Annotated in this window: 22 protein-coding genes and 1 other annotated feature; of the genes, 17 read left to right on the plus strand and 5 right to left on the minus strand. The window is 66.1% G+C overall.

Annotated features, from left to right (window positions below):
* Window positions 1-57: 57 nt before the first annotated feature.
* The 10 genes from TQ38_RS15440 (at window position 58) to TQ38_RS15485 (ending at window position 9,088) form a co-directional block, all read left to right on the plus strand.
* Window positions 58-1,077 (plus strand): PhoH family protein, encoded by a 1,020-nt coding sequence (locus TQ38_RS15440; protein WP_043978946.1) that lies wholly within the window; start codon window positions 58-60, stop codon window positions 1,075-1,077.
* Between the two features lie 74 nt (window positions 1,078-1,151).
* A complete protein-coding gene (gene ybeY, locus TQ38_RS15445) occupies window positions 1,152-1,649 on the plus strand; it encodes an rRNA maturation RNase YbeY (protein WP_043978949.1) in 498 nt (165 codons plus the stop codon).
* Between the two features lie 15 nt (window positions 1,650-1,664).
* Window positions 1,665-2,588 carry a hemolysin family protein gene (locus TQ38_RS15450; protein WP_043978950.1) on the plus strand — a complete coding sequence of 308 codons (924 nt, stop codon included), beginning with the start codon at window positions 1,665-1,667 and terminating at the stop codon, window positions 2,586-2,588.
* A gap of 54 nt (window positions 2,589-2,642) precedes the next feature.
* On the plus strand, window positions 2,643-3,527 hold the full coding sequence (locus TQ38_RS15455; RefSeq protein WP_205316043.1) for a LysR substrate-binding domain-containing protein: 885 nt from the start codon (window positions 2,643-2,645) through the stop codon (window positions 3,525-3,527).
* 196 nt (window positions 3,528-3,723) lie between these two features.
* Entirely contained in the window at window positions 3,724-4,476 is a 753-nt protein-coding gene (locus TQ38_RS15460) for a DUF2059 domain-containing protein (protein ID WP_240197904.1), read from the plus strand.
* An 84-nt stretch (window positions 4,477-4,560) separates the two neighbouring features.
* Window positions 4,561-5,736 (plus strand): 8-amino-7-oxononanoate synthase, encoded by a 1,176-nt coding sequence (bioF, locus tag TQ38_RS15465; RefSeq protein ID WP_043978952.1) that lies wholly within the window; start codon window positions 4,561-4,563, stop codon window positions 5,734-5,736.
* Complete coding sequence (locus TQ38_RS15470) at window positions 5,733-6,359, plus strand: alpha/beta fold hydrolase (protein WP_043978954.1); 627 nt, start codon at window positions 5,733-5,735, stop codon at window positions 6,357-6,359. The genes bioF and TQ38_RS15470 overlap by 4 nt, the downstream gene beginning before the upstream one ends.
* Entirely contained in the window at window positions 6,356-7,168 is an 813-nt protein-coding gene (locus TQ38_RS15475; protein ID WP_043978955.1) for a methyltransferase domain-containing protein, read from the plus strand. The genes TQ38_RS15470 and TQ38_RS15475 overlap by 4 nt, the downstream gene beginning before the upstream one ends.
* Before the next feature lie 7 nt (window positions 7,169-7,175).
* Window positions 7,176-7,808, plus strand: a complete 633-nt coding sequence (gene bioD / locus TQ38_RS15480; protein ID WP_043978958.1) for a dethiobiotin synthase — start codon at window positions 7,176-7,178, stop codon at window positions 7,806-7,808.
* Window positions 7,805-9,088, plus strand: coding sequence for an adenosylmethionine--8-amino-7-oxononanoate transaminase (locus TQ38_RS15485; protein WP_043978960.1), 1,284 nt, complete (start codon window positions 7,805-7,807; stop codon window positions 9,086-9,088). Before bioD ends, TQ38_RS15485 begins: the two co-directional genes overlap by 4 nt.
* A gap of 19 nt (window positions 9,089-9,107) precedes the next feature.
* On the opposite strand, the gene map is transcribed toward TQ38_RS15485, so the two are convergent.
* Both map and TQ38_RS15495 read right to left on the minus strand, forming a co-directional pair.
* Window positions 9,108-9,941 (minus strand): type I methionyl aminopeptidase, encoded by an 834-nt coding sequence (map, locus tag TQ38_RS15490; RefSeq protein WP_043978963.1) that lies wholly within the window; start codon window positions 9,939-9,941, stop codon window positions 9,108-9,110.
* Between the two features lie 52 nt (window positions 9,942-9,993).
* A complete protein-coding gene (locus tag TQ38_RS15495) occupies window positions 9,994-10,833 on the minus strand; it encodes a DUF4163 domain-containing protein (protein WP_043978966.1) in 840 nt (279 codons plus the stop codon).
* Between the two features lie 49 nt (window positions 10,834-10,882).
* On the opposite strand from TQ38_RS15495, the gene TQ38_RS15500 reads away from it, so the two are divergent.
* The 7 genes from TQ38_RS15500 (at window position 10,883) to TQ38_RS15530 (ending at window position 17,183) form a co-directional block, all read left to right on the plus strand.
* On the plus strand, window positions 10,883-12,277 hold the full coding sequence (locus TQ38_RS15500) for a M17 family metallopeptidase (RefSeq protein ID WP_043978968.1): 1,395 nt from the start codon (window positions 10,883-10,885) through the stop codon (window positions 12,275-12,277).
* 117 nt (window positions 12,278-12,394) lie between these two features.
* Window positions 12,395-12,694, plus strand: a complete 300-nt coding sequence (locus TQ38_RS15505) for a hypothetical protein (RefSeq protein ID WP_043978970.1) — start codon at window positions 12,395-12,397, stop codon at window positions 12,692-12,694.
* Complete coding sequence (gene argC / locus TQ38_RS15510) at window positions 12,694-13,617, plus strand: N-acetyl-gamma-glutamyl-phosphate reductase (protein WP_043978973.1); 924 nt, start codon at window positions 12,694-12,696, stop codon at window positions 13,615-13,617. Before TQ38_RS15505 ends, argC begins: the two co-directional genes overlap by 1 nt.
* A gap of 352 nt (window positions 13,618-13,969) precedes the next feature.
* Window positions 13,970-14,308, plus strand: a complete 339-nt coding sequence (locus TQ38_RS15515) for a P-II family nitrogen regulator (RefSeq protein ID WP_043978976.1) — start codon at window positions 13,970-13,972, stop codon at window positions 14,306-14,308.
* Window positions 14,309-14,448: 140 nt separating this feature from the next.
* Window positions 14,449-15,858: a type I glutamate--ammonia ligase gene (glnA, locus tag TQ38_RS15520; protein WP_043978979.1), complete on the plus strand. Its 1,410-nt coding sequence runs from the start codon at window positions 14,449-14,451 to the stop codon at window positions 15,856-15,858.
* 297 nt (window positions 15,859-16,155) lie between these two features.
* Window positions 16,156-16,785, plus strand: a complete 630-nt coding sequence (locus TQ38_RS15525) for a lysozyme (RefSeq protein ID WP_113941933.1) — start codon at window positions 16,156-16,158, stop codon at window positions 16,783-16,785.
* Complete coding sequence (locus TQ38_RS15530) at window positions 16,782-17,183, plus strand: DUF1801 domain-containing protein (protein WP_043976982.1); 402 nt, start codon at window positions 16,782-16,784, stop codon at window positions 17,181-17,183. Before TQ38_RS15525 ends, TQ38_RS15530 begins: the two co-directional genes overlap by 4 nt.
* 29 nt (window positions 17,184-17,212) lie before the next feature.
* Here the strand turns inward: TQ38_RS15530 and TQ38_RS15535 are convergent, their stop codons facing one another.
* The 3 genes from TQ38_RS15535 to TQ38_RS15545 form a co-directional block, all read right to left on the minus strand.
* Entirely contained in the window at window positions 17,213-18,703 is a 1,491-nt protein-coding gene (locus TQ38_RS15535; protein WP_043976986.1) for a SulP family inorganic anion transporter, read from the minus strand.
* Between the two features lie 65 nt (window positions 18,704-18,768).
* Window positions 18,769-18,824 (minus strand) — a sequence feature (sul1 is cis-regulatory element that is thought to sense ions involved in sulfur or methionine metabolism; They are found in Alphaproteobacteria).
* 91 nt (window positions 18,825-18,915) lie between these two features.
* Complete coding sequence (locus TQ38_RS15540) at window positions 18,916-19,752, minus strand: arginyltransferase (RefSeq protein ID WP_043976989.1); 837 nt, start codon at window positions 19,750-19,752, stop codon at window positions 18,916-18,918.
* A gap of 213 nt (window positions 19,753-19,965) precedes the next feature.
* Complete coding sequence (locus tag TQ38_RS15545; RefSeq protein WP_043976992.1) at window positions 19,966-21,222, minus strand: threonine ammonia-lyase; 1,257 nt, start codon at window positions 21,220-21,222, stop codon at window positions 19,966-19,968.
* Window positions 21,223-21,247 lie beyond the last annotated feature (25 nt).

The following is a 21,247-nucleotide window of genomic DNA, read 5'->3' on the forward strand; positions in this document are numbered from 1 at the left end:
GGAGCCATCTTCACGATAGAACGAAAAGCATCCTCAATCGAAAATCGAAAGGAGCGCATGGCCCGCAAAGCAGCACGCGTCGTTGATCCGGCGCAGTTCCGCCCAGAGACTCACCGTCGGGCACGAGTCGAGGTTGAATTCGACGAACCCACGCTGCTGGGAGCCGTATTCGGCCAATTCGATTCAAACCTGGTACAGGTCGAAAACCGGCTCGGCGTCTACATCGCCGCGCGCGGCAACAAGATCCAGATCGAAGGCCCCGAAGATTCCGTCGCCCGCGCGCGGGACACGCTCAAGGGCATGTATCACCGGCTGGAGATGGGTCAGAACCTGGATGCCGGGGCTATCGAATCGCTGATCGCGATGTCTTCCGAACCCACCCTCGAAGGCATCATCAGCGGCGATACCGGCGAAGCGCCGATCATGATCCGCACGCGCAAGAAAACGATCGTGCCGCGTTCTGCGGCGCAGATCGAATATATGCGCGCGCTCGCCCGCACCGACGTGATCTTCGCGCTTGGCCCGGCAGGTACCGGCAAGACCTATGTCGCGGTGGCGCAGGCGGTCAGCCAGTTGATGACCGGCTCGGTCCAGCGCCTGATCCTCTCGCGCCCGGCGGTAGAAGCGGGTGAGAAACTGGGCTTTCTGCCCGGCGACATGAAGGACAAGGTCGATCCGTACCTGCGTCCGCTCTACGACGCGCTGTACGACTGCATGCCGCCCGAACAGGTGGAACGCCGCCTTGCGAATGGCGAGATCGAGATCGCACCGATCGCCTTCATGCGCGGCCGCACGCTGGCGGACGCCTTCATCATCCTCGACGAAGCGCAGAACACCACGCGCGAGCAGATGAAGATGTTTCTCACCCGCTTCGGCCAGAACAGCCGCATGGTGGTCTGCGGCGATCCCAAGCAGATCGACATCCCCGGCGGTGAGCGCATGTCCGGCCTTGCCGACGCGGTGACCCGGCTCGAAGGGGTGGACGGCATCGCCGTCAGCCGTTTCACCGCCGCCGACGTGGTGCGCCACCCGATCGTGGGCCGCATCGTCGAGGCTTACGAGGGCAAAGCGGAATGAATGGGGCGGAATGAACGAGAAGGAAGCGGGTATCGCGCTTCCTCTCACCCCTCCCACCCGCTAGGGGCCAGGCCATGGACCTCGAAATCGACATCGAAGAACCCTGGGCCCCGGCTACGGACTGGGCGGACCTTGCCCAGGCCGCGCTCGAAGCGCTGGTGCAGGTGGCGCCGGAACTGGATAATCCGCGCCTGATAACCAGCCTGCTGTTCACCAGCGACGCCGAGGTCCACGTCCTCAACCGCGAATGGCGGGCGAAGGACAAGCCTACCAACGTGCTCTCCTTCCCCATGCTGGACCGCGATGACCTGCTGGATCTCGCGGAAGACGGACCGCCCGAAATGCTGGGCGACCTTGCCCTCGCCTGCGAAACCTGCACCCGCGAGGCCGCAGAAAAAGGCGTGCCAGTGGAGCACCACGCCAGCCACCTCATCATCCACGGACTGCTGCATCTGGCCGGCCTCGATCATGAGACCGGAGAGGCCGAGGCAGAGGCAATGGAAGCGCTCGAAACAAAGGCTCTTGCGATTCTCGGCATTCCCGACCCATATGGGGACCGTTTCATTCAGTAGGGATAATCAAGCAAGATGGCCGACAATGGCCGCCATGCCGAGCAAGGCTCGGGAGAAGGCGACAGTAGCGGCACGCTTTGGCGTGCTTTCCGCCGGCTTTTCCAGGGCGACGGCGACCAGTCGCTCAGGGCGCAGATCGAAGAGGTCATCAACGACCACGAAGGCGACAGCGACGGGGCATCCGCCTCGAAGGGCGACCTTTCCCCGATCGAGCGCCAGATGCTGCGCAACCTCCTCCATTTCAGCGAGCATGATGCCGACGACGTGGCGATCCCGCGCGGCGCGATCATCGCGATCCCCGCCGCCGCCACCTGGGCCGAGGTGATCGAGGCCTTTGCCGAGCACGGCCACAGCCGCCTGCCCGTCTACGGCGAAACGCTCGACGAGATCAGGGGCATGATCCACATCAAGGACGTGTTCCCCCTGCTCGCCCGCGGCATTGCGCCGCCCGAGGACTGGACTTCGCTGATGCGCCAGCCGCTCTACGTCCCCCAGTCGCGCGGCGCCCTCGACGTTCTGGCCGACATGCGCGCCCAGCGCGTCCACCTCGCGGTGGTGATCGACGAATACACCGGCACCGACGGGATCATCACCATCGAGGACCTCGTCGAGGAGATCGTCGGCAACATCGAGGACGAACACGACGACGCCCCCGAGGATTTGCTGGTTGCAATCGATGCAGGTATGTGGGACGCGGACGCCCGTGTAGAACTTGACGAGGTGGCGCGGCGGATCGATCCGCGGCTCGCCGAAGTCGAGGAAGCCGTCGATACTCTCGGCGGCCTTGCATTCGTTCTGGCAGAGCAGGTTCCCCAGGTAGGGTCGATCCTGGAGCATGACAGCGGCTGGCGGATCGAGGTGACGGACGGCAACGAACGACATGTCACCCGGCTTCGGCTGCATCCGCCGGTGGAAGAATTGGAGAGAGAGGCAAATTAATCGTCGCCGCCGCATCTGCGTGTGGTGGCCATAAGTGAGTGAAAAGACAGAAAATTGCCTGTACGCCGTCTTCCCCCCCTGCGCGCGCTCGAAGCGTTCGTGCGCGTCGTGCGCCTTGGTTCCGCCAAGGCCGCCGCCAATGAGCTTGCGCTCAGCCCTTCGGCGCTGTCGCGCCGCGTCGCCGCGCTGGAGGACTTCACCGGCAAGCGCCTGTTCACGCGCCAGCACCAGGCGATGAAGCTCACCGATGAAGGCCTGGCCTTCTACAACGCCATCGGTCCCAGGCTGGAAGAACTGGCCGAAGCGGTGGAAGCACAGATCGATCGCGGGCAGGTGCTGCGCCTTCATCTGGGCGTGCCTTCGCTGTTCGGCGGCCAGCGGCTGTTCCCGCGCCTGCCGGAACTGCGCAAACTGCATCCGCGCCTGCACATCGACATCGACACCGGAGCCCATCTGGAAGACCGCGTAGGCGACACGCTGGACGCCGCGATCATCCTCGCGAAGGAACCGGACCCGCAGTATTACCGGGTGCAGCTCGACCATAACAAGGTCTACGCCTTCACCTCGACCGAGCTGGCCGCCGAACTCGGCGCCACGCCCGACGAAGCGATGCTGGCGCGCCAGACCTTCCTGATCCATCAGGACCTGCCCGACAGCCTTGAGGCATGGAAGGACGCGATCGGCCTGCCCGACCTCGATCCGGCCTCGGTCGACCGTTTCGATTCGGGCCAGCTGGTGCTGGAAGCCGCGGCGCAGGGCCTTGGCATCGCCATCATGCACGACGACCACTTCCGCCGTGCCCATGACACCCGCCTGGCGCGGCTCTACGACATCGACGTCGAAAGCCCCTACCGCTACTGGTTCGTCTGCCGCCCCAAGTCGCTGGAATCGCGCCCCGTGCGCATTTTCCACGAATGGTTGCTGCAGGCCGGGCTGTAAGAAGCCTCGTCGGTTCAGGGAGGCGCGAAGAAGTCCTCCCTGAAGCCCTCTTGGGCCCTGCCTAGCCTGAGCGGGCGGAGCGTACAGGCGCCTTACGCGCCGTTTTTCCGACAAGCCCTTGTTTTCGTTTTCCCCATGCGCTTGACGGGTTATGCCGGGGTCCTGCCGCGTTCGTGCGACCTTGAGGGGAATATCCGTGATCCGTCCTGTGCTTGCCTCCGCCTGCGCGGCCCTGCTTTGCGCCGCCGCCCCGGCCTTCGCCGCCGAGCCTGCCCCTTCTGCTGCGGCTGCCGCGCCTGCCGACCCCGCCCGCCTTGCAGCGGCGCGCCAGACGGTGGACTACATCTTTCCACTGGGCACGTACGCGCGGCTGATGAACGGCACGATGGACAAGATGATGGACTCCATCATGGATTCCACCATGCAGATGCCGGTCAAGGACATTGCCGGGATCAGCGGCGTCGACACCGACAAGCTGGGCAGCGCCTCGCTGGCTGAGATCATGGCCATCTACGACCCCGCCTACAAGGAACGGATGCGCGTCTCCACCCGCACCATGATGGCCGAAATGGCCACGCTGATGACCGAGTTCGAACCGGAAATCCGCGACGGCCTGGCCACTGCCTATGCGATCCGCTTCGACACGGGCCAGCTGCGCGATCTCAACACCTTCTTCGCCACGCCGACCGGCAAGGCCTATGCCGCCGAATCGTACATGATCATGATGTCGCCCGAGGTCATGACGAAGATGCAGGCGTTCATGCCCAAGTTCATGCAGATGATGCCCGCCATCGTCGAAAAGGTGAAGGCCGCCACCGCACAGATGCCGCCGCCGCGCCATTACGGCGACCTCTCCGACGCAGAGAAAGGCAAGCTCGCCAAGGTGCTGGGCATTTCGCGCAAGGAACTGGACAAGAGCGAGGCGGCCAAGGCGGCGCAAGGCGAATAGCGCTGTCACGGGCAGCCTCGTGATACCCGGCAAAGCGTGGTCAGCCCATTGTGCCACGGGCCAGCTTGCCATACCGGGCGGATCATGAGCAGGCTCGATTCACACCTCGAGACGGCGCTGGCGCGGATTGAGCGCGCCGGGCAACGCCGGACATTGCGCGCCGCCGCGCTGCTCCCCGAAGGACGGGTGGAACGCGGCGGGCGCACGATGCTCGATTTCTCCAGCAACGATTACCTCGGCCTTGCCCGGCATCCGCTGCTGGTGGAGCGCGCGGGCCAGTGGGCAGCGGCGCACGGCGCGGGATCGGGCGCATCGCGGCTGGTCACCGGCACCAGCGCGGCGCACCTGGCGCTGGAAGCCCGCATCGCCGCCTTCAAGCATTGCGAGGCCGCGCTGATCTTCGCCAGCGGCTGGCAGGCCAACGCGGCGGTGATCCCCGCGCTGCTGGCGGCGATGCCCAATGCGCCGCAGGGCCCGGCGGTGTTCACCGACCGGCTGATCCATGCCTCGATGCATGCGGGCCTGGCGATGGCGGGCACCCGCCAGCACCGCTTCCGCCACAACGACCTCGATCACCTCGAAACGTTGCTGGCCGAGAAGGGCGCTGGCGCATCCGCCCGCCTGATCCTCACCGAAAGCGTATTCTCGATGGACGGCGACCGCATCGACATCGCCCGCCTCGCCCAGATCGCCGAGCGCCATGATGCCGCGCTGTTCGTCGACGAGGCCCATGCCACCGGCGTCCTGGGGCCCGAAGGGCGCGGCCTCTCCGCGCTGGTGCCGGGACAGGTCGACCTTATCATGGGCACGTTCAGCAAGGCGCTGGGCGGCTTCGGGGCCTATGTCGCAGGCTCGCAGGTGCTGATCGACTACCTCGTCAACGCCGCCAGCGGGTTCGTCTTCACCACCGCGCCGCCGCCCGCCGTGCTGGGCGCGATCGACGCCGCTCTCGACCTCGTGCCCGCCATGGACGCCGAACGCGCCCATCTGGCCGCGCTGGGCGACCGCCTGCGCTCGGGCCTTGCCCGCCTCGGCCTCGACCACGGTGCATCCTCGACCCAGATCGTACCGGCCATGATCGGCGGTGAGGACGAGGCCATGGCCCTGTCCGCACGGCTGGAGGAGGCCGGTTTCCTCGCCTCCGCGATCCGCCCTCCGACGGTGCCACCCGGCACCAGCCGCCTGCGCCTTGCCCTGCGCGCAGGCCATTCGCCGGCCGATATCGACGCGCTGCTGACGGCGATCGAGGCCCATCGGTGAAGCTGCTGTTCGTGCACGGCTGGGGTTTCGACCGCACGTTCTGGGCGCCGCTTGCCGCGCTGCTGCCGCAATGGCCCCACGCCATCGACGACCGCGGTTATTTCGGTGCGCCCCATGATGCCCGCATCGACGGCCCTTGCGTGGCCGTGACCCACAGCTTCGGCACCATGCGCGTCCTTGCCGCGCCGCCGCCGGGGCTGGCCGGGATCATCGCGGTCAATGGCTTCGAGCGCTTCACCGCCCTGCCTGGCCGCCCCGGCGTGCCCGTCCGCGTGCTGGACCGGATGCTGCGCCGCTTCGAGATCGAGCCGCGCACCGTGCTCACCGAATTTCACCGCAGCTGCGGCAGCGAGGCCACTTTCGGCCAGATCGAAATAGCCCCGGCCCCCCTCCACGCCGACCTTCTGCGCCTGCGCGACGCCGCGCCGCCGATCCCGCGCGTGCCGATACTGGCGCTGCACGGCGGGCGCGACCCGCTGCTGCCTGCGGCCATGCGCGAGGCCACTTTCGCGGGCGCACGGGTCAGCCGGATGAACCATGACACCGGCGGCCACCTGCTCCCCCTCGAAGCCCCGCAGCTATGCGCAGAGGCCGTGCGCGGCATGGTCGAGACCGTGGCATGATGCCGTCCGGCCCAGACCAGCGCGCGCGCATCCGCAGCGCCTTCGCCGCCGCACCGGACTATGACGGACAGGCCCGCGTCCAGCGCGAAGTGGCGGATCGCCTTGCCGCCCGCATTGCCGCGCTGGACCTGCCTGCCGCGCCGCGCGTGCTGGAAATCGGCTGCGGCACCGGCTTCCTCACCGGCGCTCTGGTGGACGTGGGCATCTGCGGCGACTGGCTGGTGACCGACATTGCGCCCGAAATGGTAGAGCGCTGCCAGGCCCGCATGGCACCGATGCAGCAGGGCCGCTCCTTGCGCTTTGCCCTGCTCGACGGTGAGCGCGGCGCCCCGGAAGGAGGGCCGTTCGACCTCATCTGTTCCAGCCTTGCCGCGCAGTGGTTCGACGATGCGCCCGCCGCGCTGGCCCGCATGGCCGGGTGGCTGGCGCCGGGCGGGCACCTGATGGTCACCACGCTTGGCCCCGGCAGCTTCGCGCAGTGGCGCGCTGCCCACGAGGCGGAAGGGATCGCCGCCGGCACCCCCGCCTTTGCCCCCGTCGAAGGCTTCGCCGCGCTGGCGCCCGAAGCGCTCATCGTCGAGGACCATATCGAGCGCCACGCCGACCCCCGTGCCTTCCTGCGCGCGCTCAAGGCCATCGGCGCAGGCACTTCGCATCCCGGCCACCGCCCGCTTTCGCCCGCCCAGCTGCGCCGCGTCATGGCGCGCTTCGCCCAAACTGCCAGATCCCCCCAAACTGCCAAATCCCCCCAAACTGGATGCGAAGTGACTTACGAGGCCGTGACCTGCCACCTCCACCGCGCTAGGTGATCCAGCCATGACTACCCGCCCCATCATCGTCACCGGCACCGATACCGAGATCGGCAAGACCGTATTCGCCGCCGCGCTCGCAGGCGCGCTGGGTGCGCATTACTGGAAGCCGGTGCAGGCCGGGGTCGAGGATGACGGCACCGATGCCATGCGCGTGGCGCGCCTTTCCGGCCTGCCGCGCGGCCATGTTCTGGACGAGGCTTACCGCCTCGCTACGCCTTGTTCTCCCCACCTCGCCGCCGAGATCGACGGCGTGACGATAGACGCGGCAAGGCTTGCCTTGCCCGCAGTCGACGGCCCGCTGGTGGTGGAGGGCGCGGGCGGCGTCCTGGTGCCGATAAGCCGCCGCGAAACTTACGCCGACCAGTTCGCCCGCTGGGGCGCGCCGGTCGTGCTGGTGGCCCGCACCGTGCTGGGCACGATCAACCACACCCTGCTCTCGGTCGAGGCGCTGCGCGCGCGCGGGGTGGCGATCCTGGGCGTGGCCTTCGTCGGCGACCCGGTGGAGGACAGCGAGTCGACGATCTGCGCGATGGGCGACGTGAAGCGACTGGGCCGCCTGCCCCGGCTGGACCCGCTGGAACCCGCCGCCTTGCGCGCCGCCTTTGCCGCCAACTTCCGGCTGGGGGATTTCGCATGACCCTGCCGCCTGCTGCCTCGCCTATCTGGCATCCCTTCACCCAGCACGGGCTGGGCGAGCCGATCCCGCTCGTCACCCATGCCGAAGGCGCGCTGCTGCACACCGCAGACGGACGCACGGTGATCGATGCGGTCTCGTCCTGGTGGGTGACCACGCATGGCCATTGCCACCCGCGCATCATGGCCGCCGTGGCCGAGCAGGCGCAGAAGCTGGATCAGCTCATCTTCGCCGGCTGGACCCACGAACCTGCCGAGGCGGTTGCCGCCGGGCTGACCGCGATCATGCCGCCCGAACTGACGCGGGTGTTCTTCTCCGATTCCGGCTCCACCAGCGTCGAAGTCGCGCTGAAGATGGCGCTGGGGTACTGGAATGCCAATACCCCGGCAAAGGGCGGCACGCCGCGCCACAGGATCGTGGTGATGGAACATTCCTACCACGGCGACACTATCGGCGCGATGTCGGTGGGCGCGCGCGGCGTGTTCAATCAGCCTTATGAGCCGCTGCTGTTCGACGTGGGCCGCATTCCCTTCCCCGCCGCCGGGGCCGAGCAGGAGACGCTGGACGCCCTTGAGGCCCTGTGCCGACATTCGGACACCGCCGCCCTGATCGTCGAGCCGCTGGTGCTGGGTGCGGGCGGAATGCTGGTCTACGGCGCCGAAACGCTCAAGGCCATGGCCGATATCTGCGCCAGATACGGCGTCCTGTTCATCGCCGACGAAGTGATGACCGGCTGGGGCCGTACCGGCACCCTGCTGGCGTGCCAGCAGGCGGGCGTCGTCCCCGATATCCTGTGCCTTTCCAAGGGCCTCACCGGCGGTTCACTGCCGCTGGCGGTGACGATGGCGAGCGAGGCGATCTTCGCCGCGCACTGGTCCACCGACCGGGCGCGGATGTTCTTCCATTCCTCCAGCTACACCGCCAATCCGATCGCCTGCGCGGCGGCTGCTGCCAACCTCGCCATCTGGCGTGAGGAGCCGGTGATGGAATGCGTCGCCGACCTTGCCCGGCGGCAGTCCGCATGGCTGGAGAAGCTCGGCCGCTTCTGCCACTTCGACAATCCGCGCGCGCTGGGCACGATCGCCGCGCTGGACCTGCGGACGCGCGGCGAAGGCGGCTACATGGACGGCCTCGCGCCCGAACTGATGGCCTTCTTCCGCAGCCGCGACATCCTGCTGCGCCCGCTGGGCAACACCGTCTACGTGATGCCGCCCTATTGCATCACCGACGACCAGTTGGACGAAGTGTGGAATGCAATCGGCGAAGCGGTGATCTCGTTCTGAGGCCGCTACCGGTGCGCCGTCAGACGTAAGGCGGTTTGTGGCGGCCGGTGGGGCTGGTGGTGAAGATCTCGCAGCCGTCCTCGGTGATGCCGATCGAATGCTCGAACTGCGCCGAGAGCGACTTGTCGCGGGTAACTGCCGTCCAGCCATCGGAGAGCAGCTTCACCGGCGGCTTGCCCAGGTTGATCATCGGCTCGATCGTCATGAACATGCCGGGCTTGAGCAGCGGGCCCGTGCCGGGCCGGCCGGCATGCACCACTTCGGGAGCATCGTGGAAAAGGCGGCCCAGGCCATGCCCGCAAAATTCACGCACCACGCCGTAGCGGTGCGACTCGGCATATTCCTGGATAGCCGCGCCGATATCACCCACGCGGTTGCCGGGCTTGGCCTGCGCGATGCCGATCATCAGGCACTCGTACGTCACGTCGACAAGGCGGCGCGCTTTCAGCGGGACATCGCCGACAAGGTACATGCGGCTGGTATCGCCGTGCCAGCCATCCAGCAGCGGGGTGACGTCGATGTTGACGATGTCCCCGTCCTTGAAGGTCTTCTCGGACGGGATGCCGTGGCAAACGACGTGGTTGATCGAGATGCAGCACGAATGCGCATAGCCCCGGTAGCCCAGCGTTGCGGGCACGGCGCCCCCGGCCAGCGTCAGTTCACGCACCTTGTCGTCGATAAACGCAGTGGTGACACCGGGCTGCACCAGCGGCGCGATCTCGTCGAGAATGCGTGCGGCAAGCGCGCCGGCGCGGCGCATGCCCTCGAAACCTGCGGGGCCATGCAGCTTGATGGTGCCGTCACGCAGGAGGGCTTCCTCCTGGCCGGGCTCTACGATCTGGTATTCGGTCATGAGGCCCAGATAGTCCCTTTTTCCACGAATTGCGAGATCACGGTTGCGAAGGTCACGGCTGCGCGGAAAAGGCGCTGCGATATTGCGGCTTCAGCGCAGCCATCACCTTGCCGGTTACCGGTAGCGTCACTTCGTAGCTGCCTTCCGCATAGGGCCCCGCCTCGTAAGGCGCGACAAGCACACCGATGCGGTCGAAAGTGCGGCGATTGGTCGATCCCAGGATCAGCGTCTGCGCGGCGGGGTCGATGCATTCGCTGAACATCTGCCCGCTATCGCGCGCCACCGGCTCGCCGCGCTTCTTCGCGCGCTGCTTGTCCAGCGCGTCGCAGAACGGCGCCTGGATCGCGCTGCGCAAGGCGTCCTGTCCGGTGAACAGGTCTGCCGGCTTGCGCGCGGTGTCAGCGCCCCGGTCCCATACCAGCGAGTCGAATACGGTCATCCCGTGCGCGCCGCCCGAAAACTCGTAGTGCTGGGCCGACAGCGAAAGCCAGCCGGGCATGTTGGTGACGACCTTCCAGTCGGTCTGCCGTTCATAGGCGTGATAGGGAAAGCCGTCCTTGGCCGCCTCCGCCTTGCCGCTGCGCGCCGACGATACGAGATCGCCCTTGTCGGCATCCAGCCGCTGGTCGAGCAGATCGCGAAGGCCCGGAATGGCAGCGGCGGCATCGGGGTAGGAATAGCCGAAAGCGAAGACTTCGTTCTCTTCCTTTTCGGTGCGTCCCTTGGCCGGAGGGGGGGGCGGCGGGGGCGCTTCGGATGCAGGATCGGTTGCCTCGGGCGCACCGGTTGCCGCAACGCTGCGCTGCGGGTCGGGGCTGCCGGAACCGTTGCACGCAGCCATCGCGCCTGTCATCGTCAATGCCAGAACCGTAACCAAACCGCCGTATCGCATCAAAATTCCTCTCGCACTCAGGCCGGGGGGAAGGCTAGAGAATCAGCGCATGAGCGACAAGAACGCATTGATCCAGCCCGATCGCGGCCAGAAGGCCGTTTCCATCCATCTCGTCGACAAGGACGGACTGGAGAAATTCCTCAAATCCCTCAGCGTTCCCCAGCGCGCCGCAATCGCGGCCAATCGCTTCGCAGGCGCCGCGAACGACCTTGCGATTATCCCCGATGGCGACGGCGATAGCGATGTATGGGCGGTGGTTGCAGGCGTGGCCGATACCGCCGCGCTGACCACCTGGTGCATGGCCAGGCTGGCCGAGAAACTGCCCGCCGGCACCTATCGCCGCGTGGGCGGTGAGCCGGGCGCGGCAATGCTGGGCTGGATCGCCGGCCAGTACAGCTTCGAGCGCTATCTCTCCGAACCGGGCGACGAAGGCCCGCGCGTGCTCCTCACCGGCGAGCCGAAAGCCATCGACGCGGTAACGGCTGAGGCCGAGGCGGTCATGCTGGTGCGCGATCTTGTCAACACGCCGGCAGAGGACATGGGCCCCGCCCAGCTCGAAACCGAAGCGGAGAACCTCCACAAGTCCTACCGCGCCGAAATCCGCATCACCCGAGGCGATCTGCTGGAGCGCGATTTCCCCATGGTCCACGCGGTGGGCCGGGCGGCCAGCCGCTCCCACGCCCCGCGCATGATCGAACTGGAATGGGGCGATCCCGCGCACCCGCGCGTCGCCATCGTCGGCAAGGGCGTGTGTTTCGATTCGGGCGGGCTGGATATCAAGCCCGGCGCGGGCATGCTGCTGATGAAGAAGGACATGGGCGGCGCCGCGCACGCGCTCGCCCTCGCCCGGCTCATCATGGGTGCGAACCTGCCGGTGCGCCTGCACCTGCTGGTCCCGGCGGTGGAGAACGCCATTGCCGGCAATGCCTTCCGCCCCGGCGACGTGCTGAAAAGCCGTGCCGGCATCTCGGTCGAGATCGGCAATACCGACGCGGAAGGCCGCCTGATCCTGGGCGATGCCCTGACCCGCGCAGGCGAGGGAAAGCCAGACCTCATCATCGACTTCGCCACCCTGACCGGCGCCGCGCGCGTTGCCGTCGGCCCGGACCTTCCGGCCCTGTTCACCCGGCTCGATGCCACGGCCGACGCGCTGCTGGCCGCAGGCAAGGCCCAGGACGACCCGTGCTGGCGCCTGCCGCTGCACGAAGGCTACCGCGAATACCTCAAGTCCGACATCGCCGACATCAACAATGCCGGCTCCAGCGGCTTTGCCGGCGCCAGCACGGCGGCGCTGTTCCTGGACCGCTTCGTACCCAAGGGGATCGACTGGGCGCACTTCGATACGTTCGCCTGGCGCCCTGCCGCCAAGCCGGGGCGGCCCAAGGGCGGCGATGCGCTGGGCCTGCGTGCGGCGTGGCACATGCTGCGGGCGCGTTATGCCTGAACTTGCGATCCAGCCGTGACCCGGCTAAGCGCGCCCATCTTTGCTTTTGGAGACGTACCGACGTTGGCACCTCTGGATTCGTATACCCGCCCTCCCCGGACCGAAGGCATTCTTGCCATGACCGGACCGAGCGTGCGCGCGGATCCCGGCTGCCTTCCCGTGCGCGGCGACCTTGCCCACATCAAGCTGGCCGGGCTGTACTTCGTGCCGCATTACGCCGCGCCGATGCCGCGCGCCGTTGCCGCCGGCGCCGTGCTGCGCGCAACCGGACGCAATGATGGCGATGCCGTGATGGACCTGCCTGCCGCCGCCACGTTCAACGTGCTCGACATTGCCGGCAACTGGGCCTGGGGCCAGCTCGGCGAGGACGGGCCGGTCGGCTACGTCGCGCTGAACCAGCTTGAAAGCGAAATCTGATGACCGCAAGTGTCTTCATCGACGGCGCCGCCGGCACCACCGGCCTCGAAATCGCCGACCGGCTTGCCGGCCGCAGCGAATTCGAACTTCTCGTGCTCCCGGACGATCGGCGCAAGGACGATGCGGCCCGCGCCGAAGCGCTGAATGCCGCCGACTTCGTCATCCTGTGTCTGCCCGACGACGCCGCCAAGGCGGCCGTCAGCATGATCGCCAACGACCGCACACGGGTGATCGACGCCTCCTCGGCCTTCCGCACCGCGCCGGACTGGACTTACGGTTTCCCCGAGATCGTCGGCCGCGATGCAGTCGCCTCGGCCATGCGGGTAAGCAATCCCGGCTGCTATCCCAGCGGCTTCATCGCCCTGGTCGCGCCGCTGATCCGCGCCGGACTGCTGCCCGCGCAGTGGCCTTACGTCTGCCACGCCGTCTCGGGTTACTCGGGCGGCGGCAAGGCGCTGATCGCCCGTTTCGAAGCCGATACCGACATCGCTTTCCGCGCCTATGGCCTGGCGCTCGGCCACAAGCATGTGCCCGAAATGCTCGTCCATGCAGGGCTTACCCACGCGCCGATCTTCGCACCTGCCGTAGTTCCCGCGCATCGCGGAATGTTGGTCGAAGTGCCGCTGCATCTTGAAATGATGCCCGGCGCGGGCACGCCCGAAGCTCTTCGCGCCGCGCTGACGGACTTCTATGCAGACAGCCCGGTGGTGAACGTCGCAGACGACCAGCCGGACGAACTGCTGCTGCGCGCGGCAATGGAACCGGTCGACAGCCTGACCCTGCGTGTCCTCGGCTCGGCGGACGGCACCCAGGCCCGCCTCGTCGCCATGCTCGACAACCTGGGCAAGGGCGCCAGCGGCGCAGCGGTGCAGAACCTCAACATCATGGCCGGCCTGAACGAAACCGCAGGCCTGCGCCTCTGATCGCATTTCTCCCCGGGCTTGCTCGGGGAGGCGGCGCAGGAGGAAGTCCTGCGCGACCGCTTCAGAACATGGGCCACTCACCGGGCAGAATCCTGCACTGCACAATTTTCAGGCACGCACTGCCCGAATCTTGAACAGAACTTGCCCATTGCTGGCACCAGACATTGCGACAGTCCGTCAACCAACGGGGTAAATGGTGCAAATCCGGTCTTTTCGCGGTTGCACACTTGGCCTACCACTCACCCGAAGCATTGGCACGATTCTTGATGGGAATCGCGCGCGAGGCATCTGGTTCCCGGACCGGTTTCCTCTTAGAAACAGTCCGGGTGCAAGTGCAGGGGTCCAGGCAGGCGTGAAAAAGATCGAAGCCATCATCAAGCCGTTCAAGCTCGATGAAGTTAAGGAAGCGCTGCACGAAGTGGGCGTATCCGGCATCACCGTCACTGAAGCCAAGGGCTTCGGTCGCCAGAAGGGCCACACCGAACTCTATCGCGGCGCGGAATACGTCGTCGATTTCCTGCCCAAGGTGAAGCTCGAAGTCGTCGTTCCCGATGCCTTGGCGGACCGCGTGGTCGAAGCCATCGCCGACGCCGCGCAGACCGGCCGCATCGGCGACGGCAAGATCTTCGTCGTGCACGTGGAAACCGCTGTGCGAATCCGCACCGGAGAACGGGACGACGACGCGCTCTAACAGCGCTACCTTTTTTGAATTTGCGTCCGGCCGTGACCGGACCCGGGACTATGCCGGTGGGGGCCGGCTGAATTCCCGAATTGCCCACCCACCCCTATCCTCTTTCGCCGGGCGAAAGAGTAACCTGGAGAACCAATACCATGGCAACTGCAAAGGAAGTCCTGAAGCAAATCAAGGACGAGGAGATCGAGTGGGTCGATCTTCGCTTCACCGACCCCAAGGGCAAGTGGCACCACCTGACCATGGTTTCGACGGTTCTCGGCGAAGATGAGCTGGAAGACGGCCTCATGTTCGACGGTTCGTCGATCGAGGGCTGGAAGGCCATCAACGAGTCGGACATGATCCTCAAGCCCGACCTTACCGCCGTCTACGTCGATCCGTTCTCGGCCACCCCGATGCTGATCGTGTTCTGCGACATCGTCGAGCCTTCGACCGGTGAGCTGTACGCCCGCGACCCGCGTTCGTGCGCCAAGCGCGCCGAAGCGTTCGTCAAGTCGGCCGGTTTCGGCGACACCGTCTACGTCGGCCCCGAGGCCGAGTTCTTCATGTTCGACGACGTGAAGTTCTACGACGGTTATGACGGCAACGGCTTCAAGATCGACGACATCGAACTGCCGGGCAACACCGACAAGTCGTACGATGCCGGCAACCTGGGCCACCGCCCGCGCGCCAAGGGTGGCTACTTCCCGGTCGCTCCGGTCGATTCGTGCACCGACATCCGCGCCGAGATGGTTTCGACCATGCTCGAAATGGGCCTGCCCTGCGACAAGCACCACCACGAAGTGGCGGCTGCCCAGCACGAACTCGGCATGACCTTCGGTACGCTGGTGACCACCGCCGACCGCATGCAGATCTACAAGTACGTCGTGTGGATGGTCGCGCAGGCTTACGGCAAGACGGCAACGTTCATGCCCAAGCCGATCATGAAGGACAACGGATCGGGCATGCACACGCATATCTCGATCTGGAACGAAGGCGAAAACTCCTTCGCCGGTAACGGCTACGCCGGCCTGTCCGACAACTGCCTGTACTTCATCGGCGGCGTCATCAAGCACGCCAAGGCCCTCAACGCCTTCACCAACCCGACCACCAACAGCTACAAGCGCCTGGTTCCGGGTTACGAAGCGCCGGTTCTGCTGGCCTACTCGGCCCGCAACCGTTCTGCTTCGTGCCGCATCCCCTACGGTGCCGGCACCAAGGCAAAGCGCGTGGAATTCCGTTTCCCCGACGCGATGGCCAACCCGTACCTGTGCTACGCCTCGCTCCTGATGGCCGGTCTCGACGGCATCAAGAACAAGATCCATCCGGGCGAAGCGATGGACAAGAACCTGTACGATCTGCCGCCGGCCGAACTCGCCGAAGTGCCGACCGTCTGCGGTTCGCTGCGCGAAGCTCTGGACAGCCTCCAGGCCGACCACGCCTTCCTTCTCGAAGGCGGCGTGTTCACCGAGGACCAGATCGAAGCCTACCTCGAACTCAAGTGGCCCGAAGTTCTGCGCTGGGAAACCACGCCGTCGGCCGTTGAATTCGACATGTACTACAGCCTCTAATCAGGCTTACGCGACCAGTTCGCCGAGTGGGGCGCCCGGAGAAATCCGGGCGCCCTTTTCGTTGCGCCCCGTTCGCGGCGCATGACTACTGCTGATATTTCCGGCACCAGCGCGGCGACGCAAAAGAATCCGCTTTCCTACAGATGGCACTCAGGCTTAATCAAACGGCTGCCCGAAAGGCATGGGGCAGCGCAAACGGCGGTAGTCAGGACCGCTTCCAACACCATTCGGGCGCACCTTGGGCAGTCACGGCTGCAACGGATACTTCGTGCAGTCACGTCGTGGAAGGAAGTGTTCATGAACAGGAAGCCGGTTTTCGACGCGGTTCGCAGGATGCTGGGCCGCAGCTTCACCCAGGCCGAAGTCAACGCACTGGACAAGGCCATCGATCTTGCAGCAGTCGCCCTGCCCGCCAGCGAGGCCCCCGCCCCCGTGCCCACGCCGGCCCCCGCAGCGCCCACCGGCGCCGCGCTGGGATCGCCGGGCGCCAAACTTATCAAGAAATGGGAAGGCTGCGCTACTCGCCGCGCCGACGGCACCTTTGCCGCCTATCCCGATCCCGGCAGCACTGACGGCAAGCCCTGGACGATCGGCTGGGGTTCCACCGGCGCCGACGTGAAGAAGGGCGTGATCTGGAACCAGGCCCAGTGCGATGCGCGCTTCGACGTCGACATGGTGGCCTACGTGAACGAGGTGGCCACCTTCCTCGGCGCAGCGGCAACCACGCAGAACCAGTTCGACGCGCTGGTTTCGTTCCACTACAATACCGGCTCCATCCGCAAGTCGACGCTGGGCAGCCTGCACAAGCAGGGCAAGTTCGCCCAGGCGCAGGAACAGTTCGGCAAGTGGATCTACAATGACGGAAAGCCCATGAACGGCCTCAAGTCGCGCCGCGCGGAAGAGGCCAAGCTCTACGGAACGCCATGACCGAGCCAGCCGACGACCAGAAATCACCCGCCCGGCACATCGACGAACGCATCGCCGAACTGGGCGACTGGCGCGGCGATACCCTGGCGAAAGTTCGCGCGCTTGTTCTCGAGGCGCTTCCGGGCGTGGTCGAGGAATGGAAATGGCGCGGCGTGCCCACCTGGTATCATGGCGGCGGCATCGTCTGCACCGGGGAAACCTACAAGGCCGCCGTCAAGCTGACGTTCGCCAAAGGCGCCGCGCTTGAAGATCCCAAGCGCCTGTTCAACGCCAGCCTTGAAGGCAACGTGCGCCGGGCCATCGACCTGCACGAAGGCGACGTGATCGACGAACCGGCGCTGAAGGCGCTGCTGGTGGAAGCCGCCGCGCTCAACGCAGCGAAAGGCAAGAAGCGCTAAGGTTGCTGCCGCCCCGCAATCGAGAAACCTCAGTGCGGGGCGGCGCCGATTTCAACGCCGGTCTTGTCATGCAGAGCGAAGCGGTCGACGATATCGGCGCTGGCTTCGTTGTAGCCGATCACCTCGACGCTGCGACCTTCGCGGCGCAGGCGCGCGACGATCTTGTCCAGCGCGCCGACAGCGGAGATGTCCCAGAAGTGGGCCTTCGACACGTCGATCAGGAAGTGCCCGGCGCTGTCTTCGGACTGGAAGGCCCGGGTGAAACGCTCGACCGAGGCGAAGAATATCTGTCCTGAAACGCGGTAGGTCGCGCCCCGGGGCGACACCTCGCGCTCCACCGCGAACATGCGCTGGACCTTGCCCGCAAAGAATATCCCCGAAAGCAGCACGCCCGAAAGCACGCCCAGCGAGAGGTCCTGCGTGGCGACGACGACCACGACCGTCACCAGCATCACAACCGAGGACGTCGGCGGATGACGGCGCAGGTTGGTGATCGAACTCCAGCTGAAAGTCCCGATCGACACCATGATCATCACCGCCACCAGAGCCGGCATCGGCACCCGGCCCACGTAAGGGCCCAGCACCGCGAGCAGGAACAGCAGGAAAGCGCCCGCGACGAAGGTGGAAAGCCTGCCCCGGCCGCCCGACGTCACGTTGATCACCGACTGCCCGATCATCGCGCAGCCGCCCATGCCGCCCAGCAATGCCGCCACGACGTTGGCGCCGCCCTGGCCCATGCATTCGCGCTTCTTGTCGCTGTCGGTGTCGGTCATGTCGTCGACGATCTGCGCGGTCAGCATGGATTCCAGCAGGCCGACCGCCGCCATCGTCAGAGAAAACGGGGCGATAATACGCAGGGTCTCGAACGTCAGCGGTACTTGCGGCAGCGCGAATTCGGGCAGGCCTTCAGGCAGCTTGCCCATGTCGCCCACGGTGTGGACGGGAAGGCCCATGCCGATGCTGATCGCTGTCAGCAGCAGGATCGAGACCAGCGGCGAGGGCACCACTTTGGTCACGCGCGGAAACAGGTAGATGACGGCAAGCCCGCCCGCGACCATCGCATACGTCTGCCAGCCCACATCGGTAAGCTGGGGCAGCTGCGCCATGAATATCAGGATGGCCAGCGCATTGACGAACCCGGTGATGACCGAGCGCGAGACGAACTGCATCAGCAGGTCGAGCCGCAGCAGGCCGGCGATAACCTGGAACAGGCCCATCAGGATCGTGGCGGCAAAGAGGTATTCCACGCCGTGGTCACGCACCAGCGGCGTCACCAGAACCGCCACGGAGGCGGTTGCGGCGGAGATCATGCCGGTCCGCCCGCCGATGCAGGCGATGACCATGGCGATCGCCACCGAGGCATAGAGCCCCACGCGCGGATCGACCCCGGCGATGATCGAGAACCCGATCGCCTCCGGGATCAGCGCCAGCGCGACGACCACGCCGGCAAGAACGTCGCGGCGTACACCGACGCCATCTGTAAACCACTGCCGCCGATAGCGGACAATCGAATTGGACATGGGAAAATTCCACAAGAAGCCACACGGCGCACATCTGGGCGCGCTTGAAATTGGGTGATGTGTGACGTTGTCCGGCGGATCGGCGGCCGGAATAGCCACCCGGATTTTCACCGGGTCCTTGCGAGTGCCGTGCTGTTAGCGGAGCAGGGCGCGGTTTAGCAAGTCATTGCCAGCGCAACGCACGATCCAGCGCCCGCCAGGCACGCGGCCTTTCAGCCCTTGGTGATGGCGGGCATGCCGTCCTTCGGGCCGGCAGCGTCATCGCGGCTGCGGGGATTGGCGACGGCTGCCGCGATCAGGCGGTCCTGGTCGGCAGGGTCGATCCGTTCCCACCCCGAACGGCCGAGCTTTTCCATCGGCCGATAGCGCACCTTGTACTGCATACGCGGCGAGCCTTCGACCCAGTAACCCAAGTAGACGTAGAACAGCCCCATTTCTTCGGCGCGGCGGATGTGATCGAGGATGATGAAGTTCCCCAGCCCCTGCCGTCCTTCGTAGTGCGGGTCGTAGAAGGAGTAGATCATCGAGAGCCCGTCGCACTGGCGGTCGGTCAGGCAGGCGCCGACGAGGCGGCCCGGCACGACGCCATCGGCTGAGGGTTCACGGTATTCGATCACGTAGCTGGTGACGGGGGTGTGCTCCACCATGTCGGCGAAGTCGACTTCGTCCATCGTCGTCATCCCGCCTTCGGGGTGGCGTACCGAGAGATAGCGCTGCAGCAGGTCGAACTGTTCGCTGGTGGACCACGGACGGCAGACCGTGGCAATCAAGTCCCCATGGGCCTTGATTGTGCGCTTTTGCGAGGACGAGGCGACGAATTCCCCGGTGACGACCCGCACCGATACGCAGGCGTTACAGTCGATGCAGGAGGGGCGGTAGGCGACGGTCTGGCTTCGGCGAAACCCGATTCGGCCCAGCGCATCGTTGAGCGAATCGGCGTGCGGCCCTTTCAGCTCGGTGAAAACCTTGCGCTCGCTACGGCCCGGAAGATACGGACACGGCGCCGGGCTGGTCACGAAAAAGCGTGGAAATCGAACCGGAGCCGTCACCGAACTTGGTCTTCCTCTTGCGTTGTGCCGGCGCGTGGTCCGCCTCTGTCCCCGAAATATGCATGCCGCTGCAGCGCGTTGCGAGTCTTTTAACTACAAAAACCGATCGGCCTGCATTCAAATCGCACCAGTACGGCGGCAACGGCGCCTATCCGTGCCAATTCGGGGCGCCGGGGTGGGCAGAAGATAACGCACCGCCCGCCCCGTGCAAACCTATTCGGTCTCGACCTGCTTCACTTCGTAGCCCTCACGCCGCAGGGCGGAGACCAGAGCATCAAGCTGCGCCTTGTCACGCGCCTCACACTCGATCTCGGTGACCAGGCCCTTGGCAGGCAAGTGCGTGAAGATGCGCTGATGGAACACCTCGATGATGTTCACATTGTGCTCGTGGAATACCTTGGCGACCTTGAACAGCGCGCCGGCGCGGTCCTGAAGGCCGATCTTGAGCCGCGCGAGACGACCTGAGCGGGCAAGGTCGCGCAGCAGCACGTTGGCGAGCAGGCGGGTATCGATATTGCCCCCCGACAGGACGATGCCGACCTTGCGCCCGACGAACAGCTCGCGGTTGTTCATCACCGCCGCGAAGCCCGCCGCGCCCGCGCCCTCGACCAGCGTCTTCTCGATCTGGAGCAGCAGGGCCAGCGCGCTCTCGATCTGGGACTCGCTGACCAGCAGGAAATCGTCAAGCAGGCCGCGCAGCACCTTGGAGGTCATCAGCCCCGGCGCGATCACCGCGATACCCTCGGCCAGCGTGTCGCCGCCGATCGGCAGGGTGGTGCCTTTCAGCAGGTTGTACATGGAGGGATAAAGCTGCGCCTCGACGCCGACGAGCCGGATGTCCGGCTTGATCCCGCGCGCCACGGTGCCCATGCCCGAGGACAGGCCGCCGCCGCCCACCGGCAGCACCAGCGTGTCCAGTTCAGGCACGTCTTCCAGCATTTCCAGGGCGACGGTGCCTTGCCCCGCCGCCACATGCGGGTCGTCGAAGGGATGGATGAACGTCAGTCCCAGCTCGCCTTCCAGCTTGCGGGCGTGTTCATAGGCCTCGTCGAAGCTTTCGCCGTGGAGCACGACCTTGCCGCCCACGCTCTCGGTCTGCATGACCTTTACCGTCGGCGTGGTCTTGGGCATGACGATGGTAACGGGCACGCCAAGCCGGGTGCCGTGATAGCTGAGGCCCTGCGCGTGGTTGCCGGCCGAAGCGGCGATCACGCCGCGCGACTTGGCCTCTTCGGGCAGCAGCAGCAGCGCGTTGAGCGCGCCGCGCTCCTTGTAGGCGGCGGTGAACTGGAGATTCTCGAACTTGAGCCAGATGTCGGCGCCGGTGATCGCGCTCAGCGTCGCGCTGTGCAGCGTCGGCGTGCGAACGACCTTGCCCGAAATTCGCTCCGCCGCCGCGCGAACGTCGGCTGCGGTCAACGGGGCGGCCTCGGCCGCTCCGGGAGCGATGGTGAGCACTGTCTGGTCCATGACGGCGCGACTACCGGAAACCACG

Origin of the sequence: Novosphingobium sp. P6W (genome assembly GCF_000876675.2) — a bacterium.
GTDB lineage: Bacteria > Pseudomonadota > Alphaproteobacteria > Sphingomonadales > Sphingomonadaceae > Novosphingobium.

Bases quoted from the DNA above. Each gene is read 5' to 3' on its own strand.
- TQ38_RS15440 (WP_043978946.1), top strand. From the start codon at position 58: ATGGCCCGCAAAGCAGCACGCGTCGTTGATCCGGCGCAGTTCCGCCCA.
- ybeY (WP_043978949.1), top strand. From the start codon at position 1,152: ATGGACCTCGAAATCGACATCGAAGAACCCTGGGCCCCGGCTACGGAC.
- TQ38_RS15450 (WP_043978950.1), top strand. From the start codon at position 1,665: ATGGCCGACAATGGCCGCCATGCCGAGCAAGGCTCGGGAGAAGGCGAC.
- bioF (WP_043978952.1), top strand. From the start codon at position 4,561: ATGAGCAGGCTCGATTCACACCTCGAGACGGCGCTGGCGCGGATTGAG.
- TQ38_RS15475 (WP_043978955.1), top strand. From the start codon at position 6,356: ATGATGCCGTCCGGCCCAGACCAGCGCGCGCGCATCCGCAGCGCCTTC.
- bioD (WP_043978958.1), top strand. From the start codon at position 7,176: ATGACTACCCGCCCCATCATCGTCACCGGCACCGATACCGAGATCGGC.
- TQ38_RS15485 (WP_043978960.1), top strand. From the start codon at position 7,805: ATGACCCTGCCGCCTGCTGCCTCGCCTATCTGGCATCCCTTCACCCAG.
- map (WP_043978963.1), bottom strand. From the start codon at position 9,941: ATGACCGAATACCAGATCGTAGAGCCCGGCCAGGAGGAAGCCCTCCTG.
- TQ38_RS15495 (WP_043978966.1), bottom strand. From the start codon at position 10,833: ATGCGATACGGCGGTTTGGTTACGGTTCTGGCATTGACGATGACAGGC.
- TQ38_RS15500 (WP_043978968.1), top strand. From the start codon at position 10,883: ATGAGCGACAAGAACGCATTGATCCAGCCCGATCGCGGCCAGAAGGCC.
- TQ38_RS15505 (WP_043978970.1), top strand. From the start codon at position 12,395: ATGACCGGACCGAGCGTGCGCGCGGATCCCGGCTGCCTTCCCGTGCGC.
- argC (WP_043978973.1), top strand. From the start codon at position 12,694: ATGACCGCAAGTGTCTTCATCGACGGCGCCGCCGGCACCACCGGCCTC.
- glnA (WP_043978979.1), top strand. From the start codon at position 14,449: ATGGCAACTGCAAAGGAAGTCCTGAAGCAAATCAAGGACGAGGAGATC.
- TQ38_RS15525 (WP_113941933.1), top strand. From the start codon at position 16,156: ATGAACAGGAAGCCGGTTTTCGACGCGGTTCGCAGGATGCTGGGCCGC.
- TQ38_RS15530 (WP_043976982.1), top strand. From the start codon at position 16,782: ATGACCGAGCCAGCCGACGACCAGAAATCACCCGCCCGGCACATCGAC.
- TQ38_RS15535 (WP_043976986.1), bottom strand. From the start codon at position 18,703: ATGTCCAATTCGATTGTCCGCTATCGGCGGCAGTGGTTTACAGATGGC.
- TQ38_RS15545 (WP_043976992.1), bottom strand. From the start codon at position 21,222: ATGGACCAGACAGTGCTCACCATCGCTCCCGGAGCGGCCGAGGCCGCC.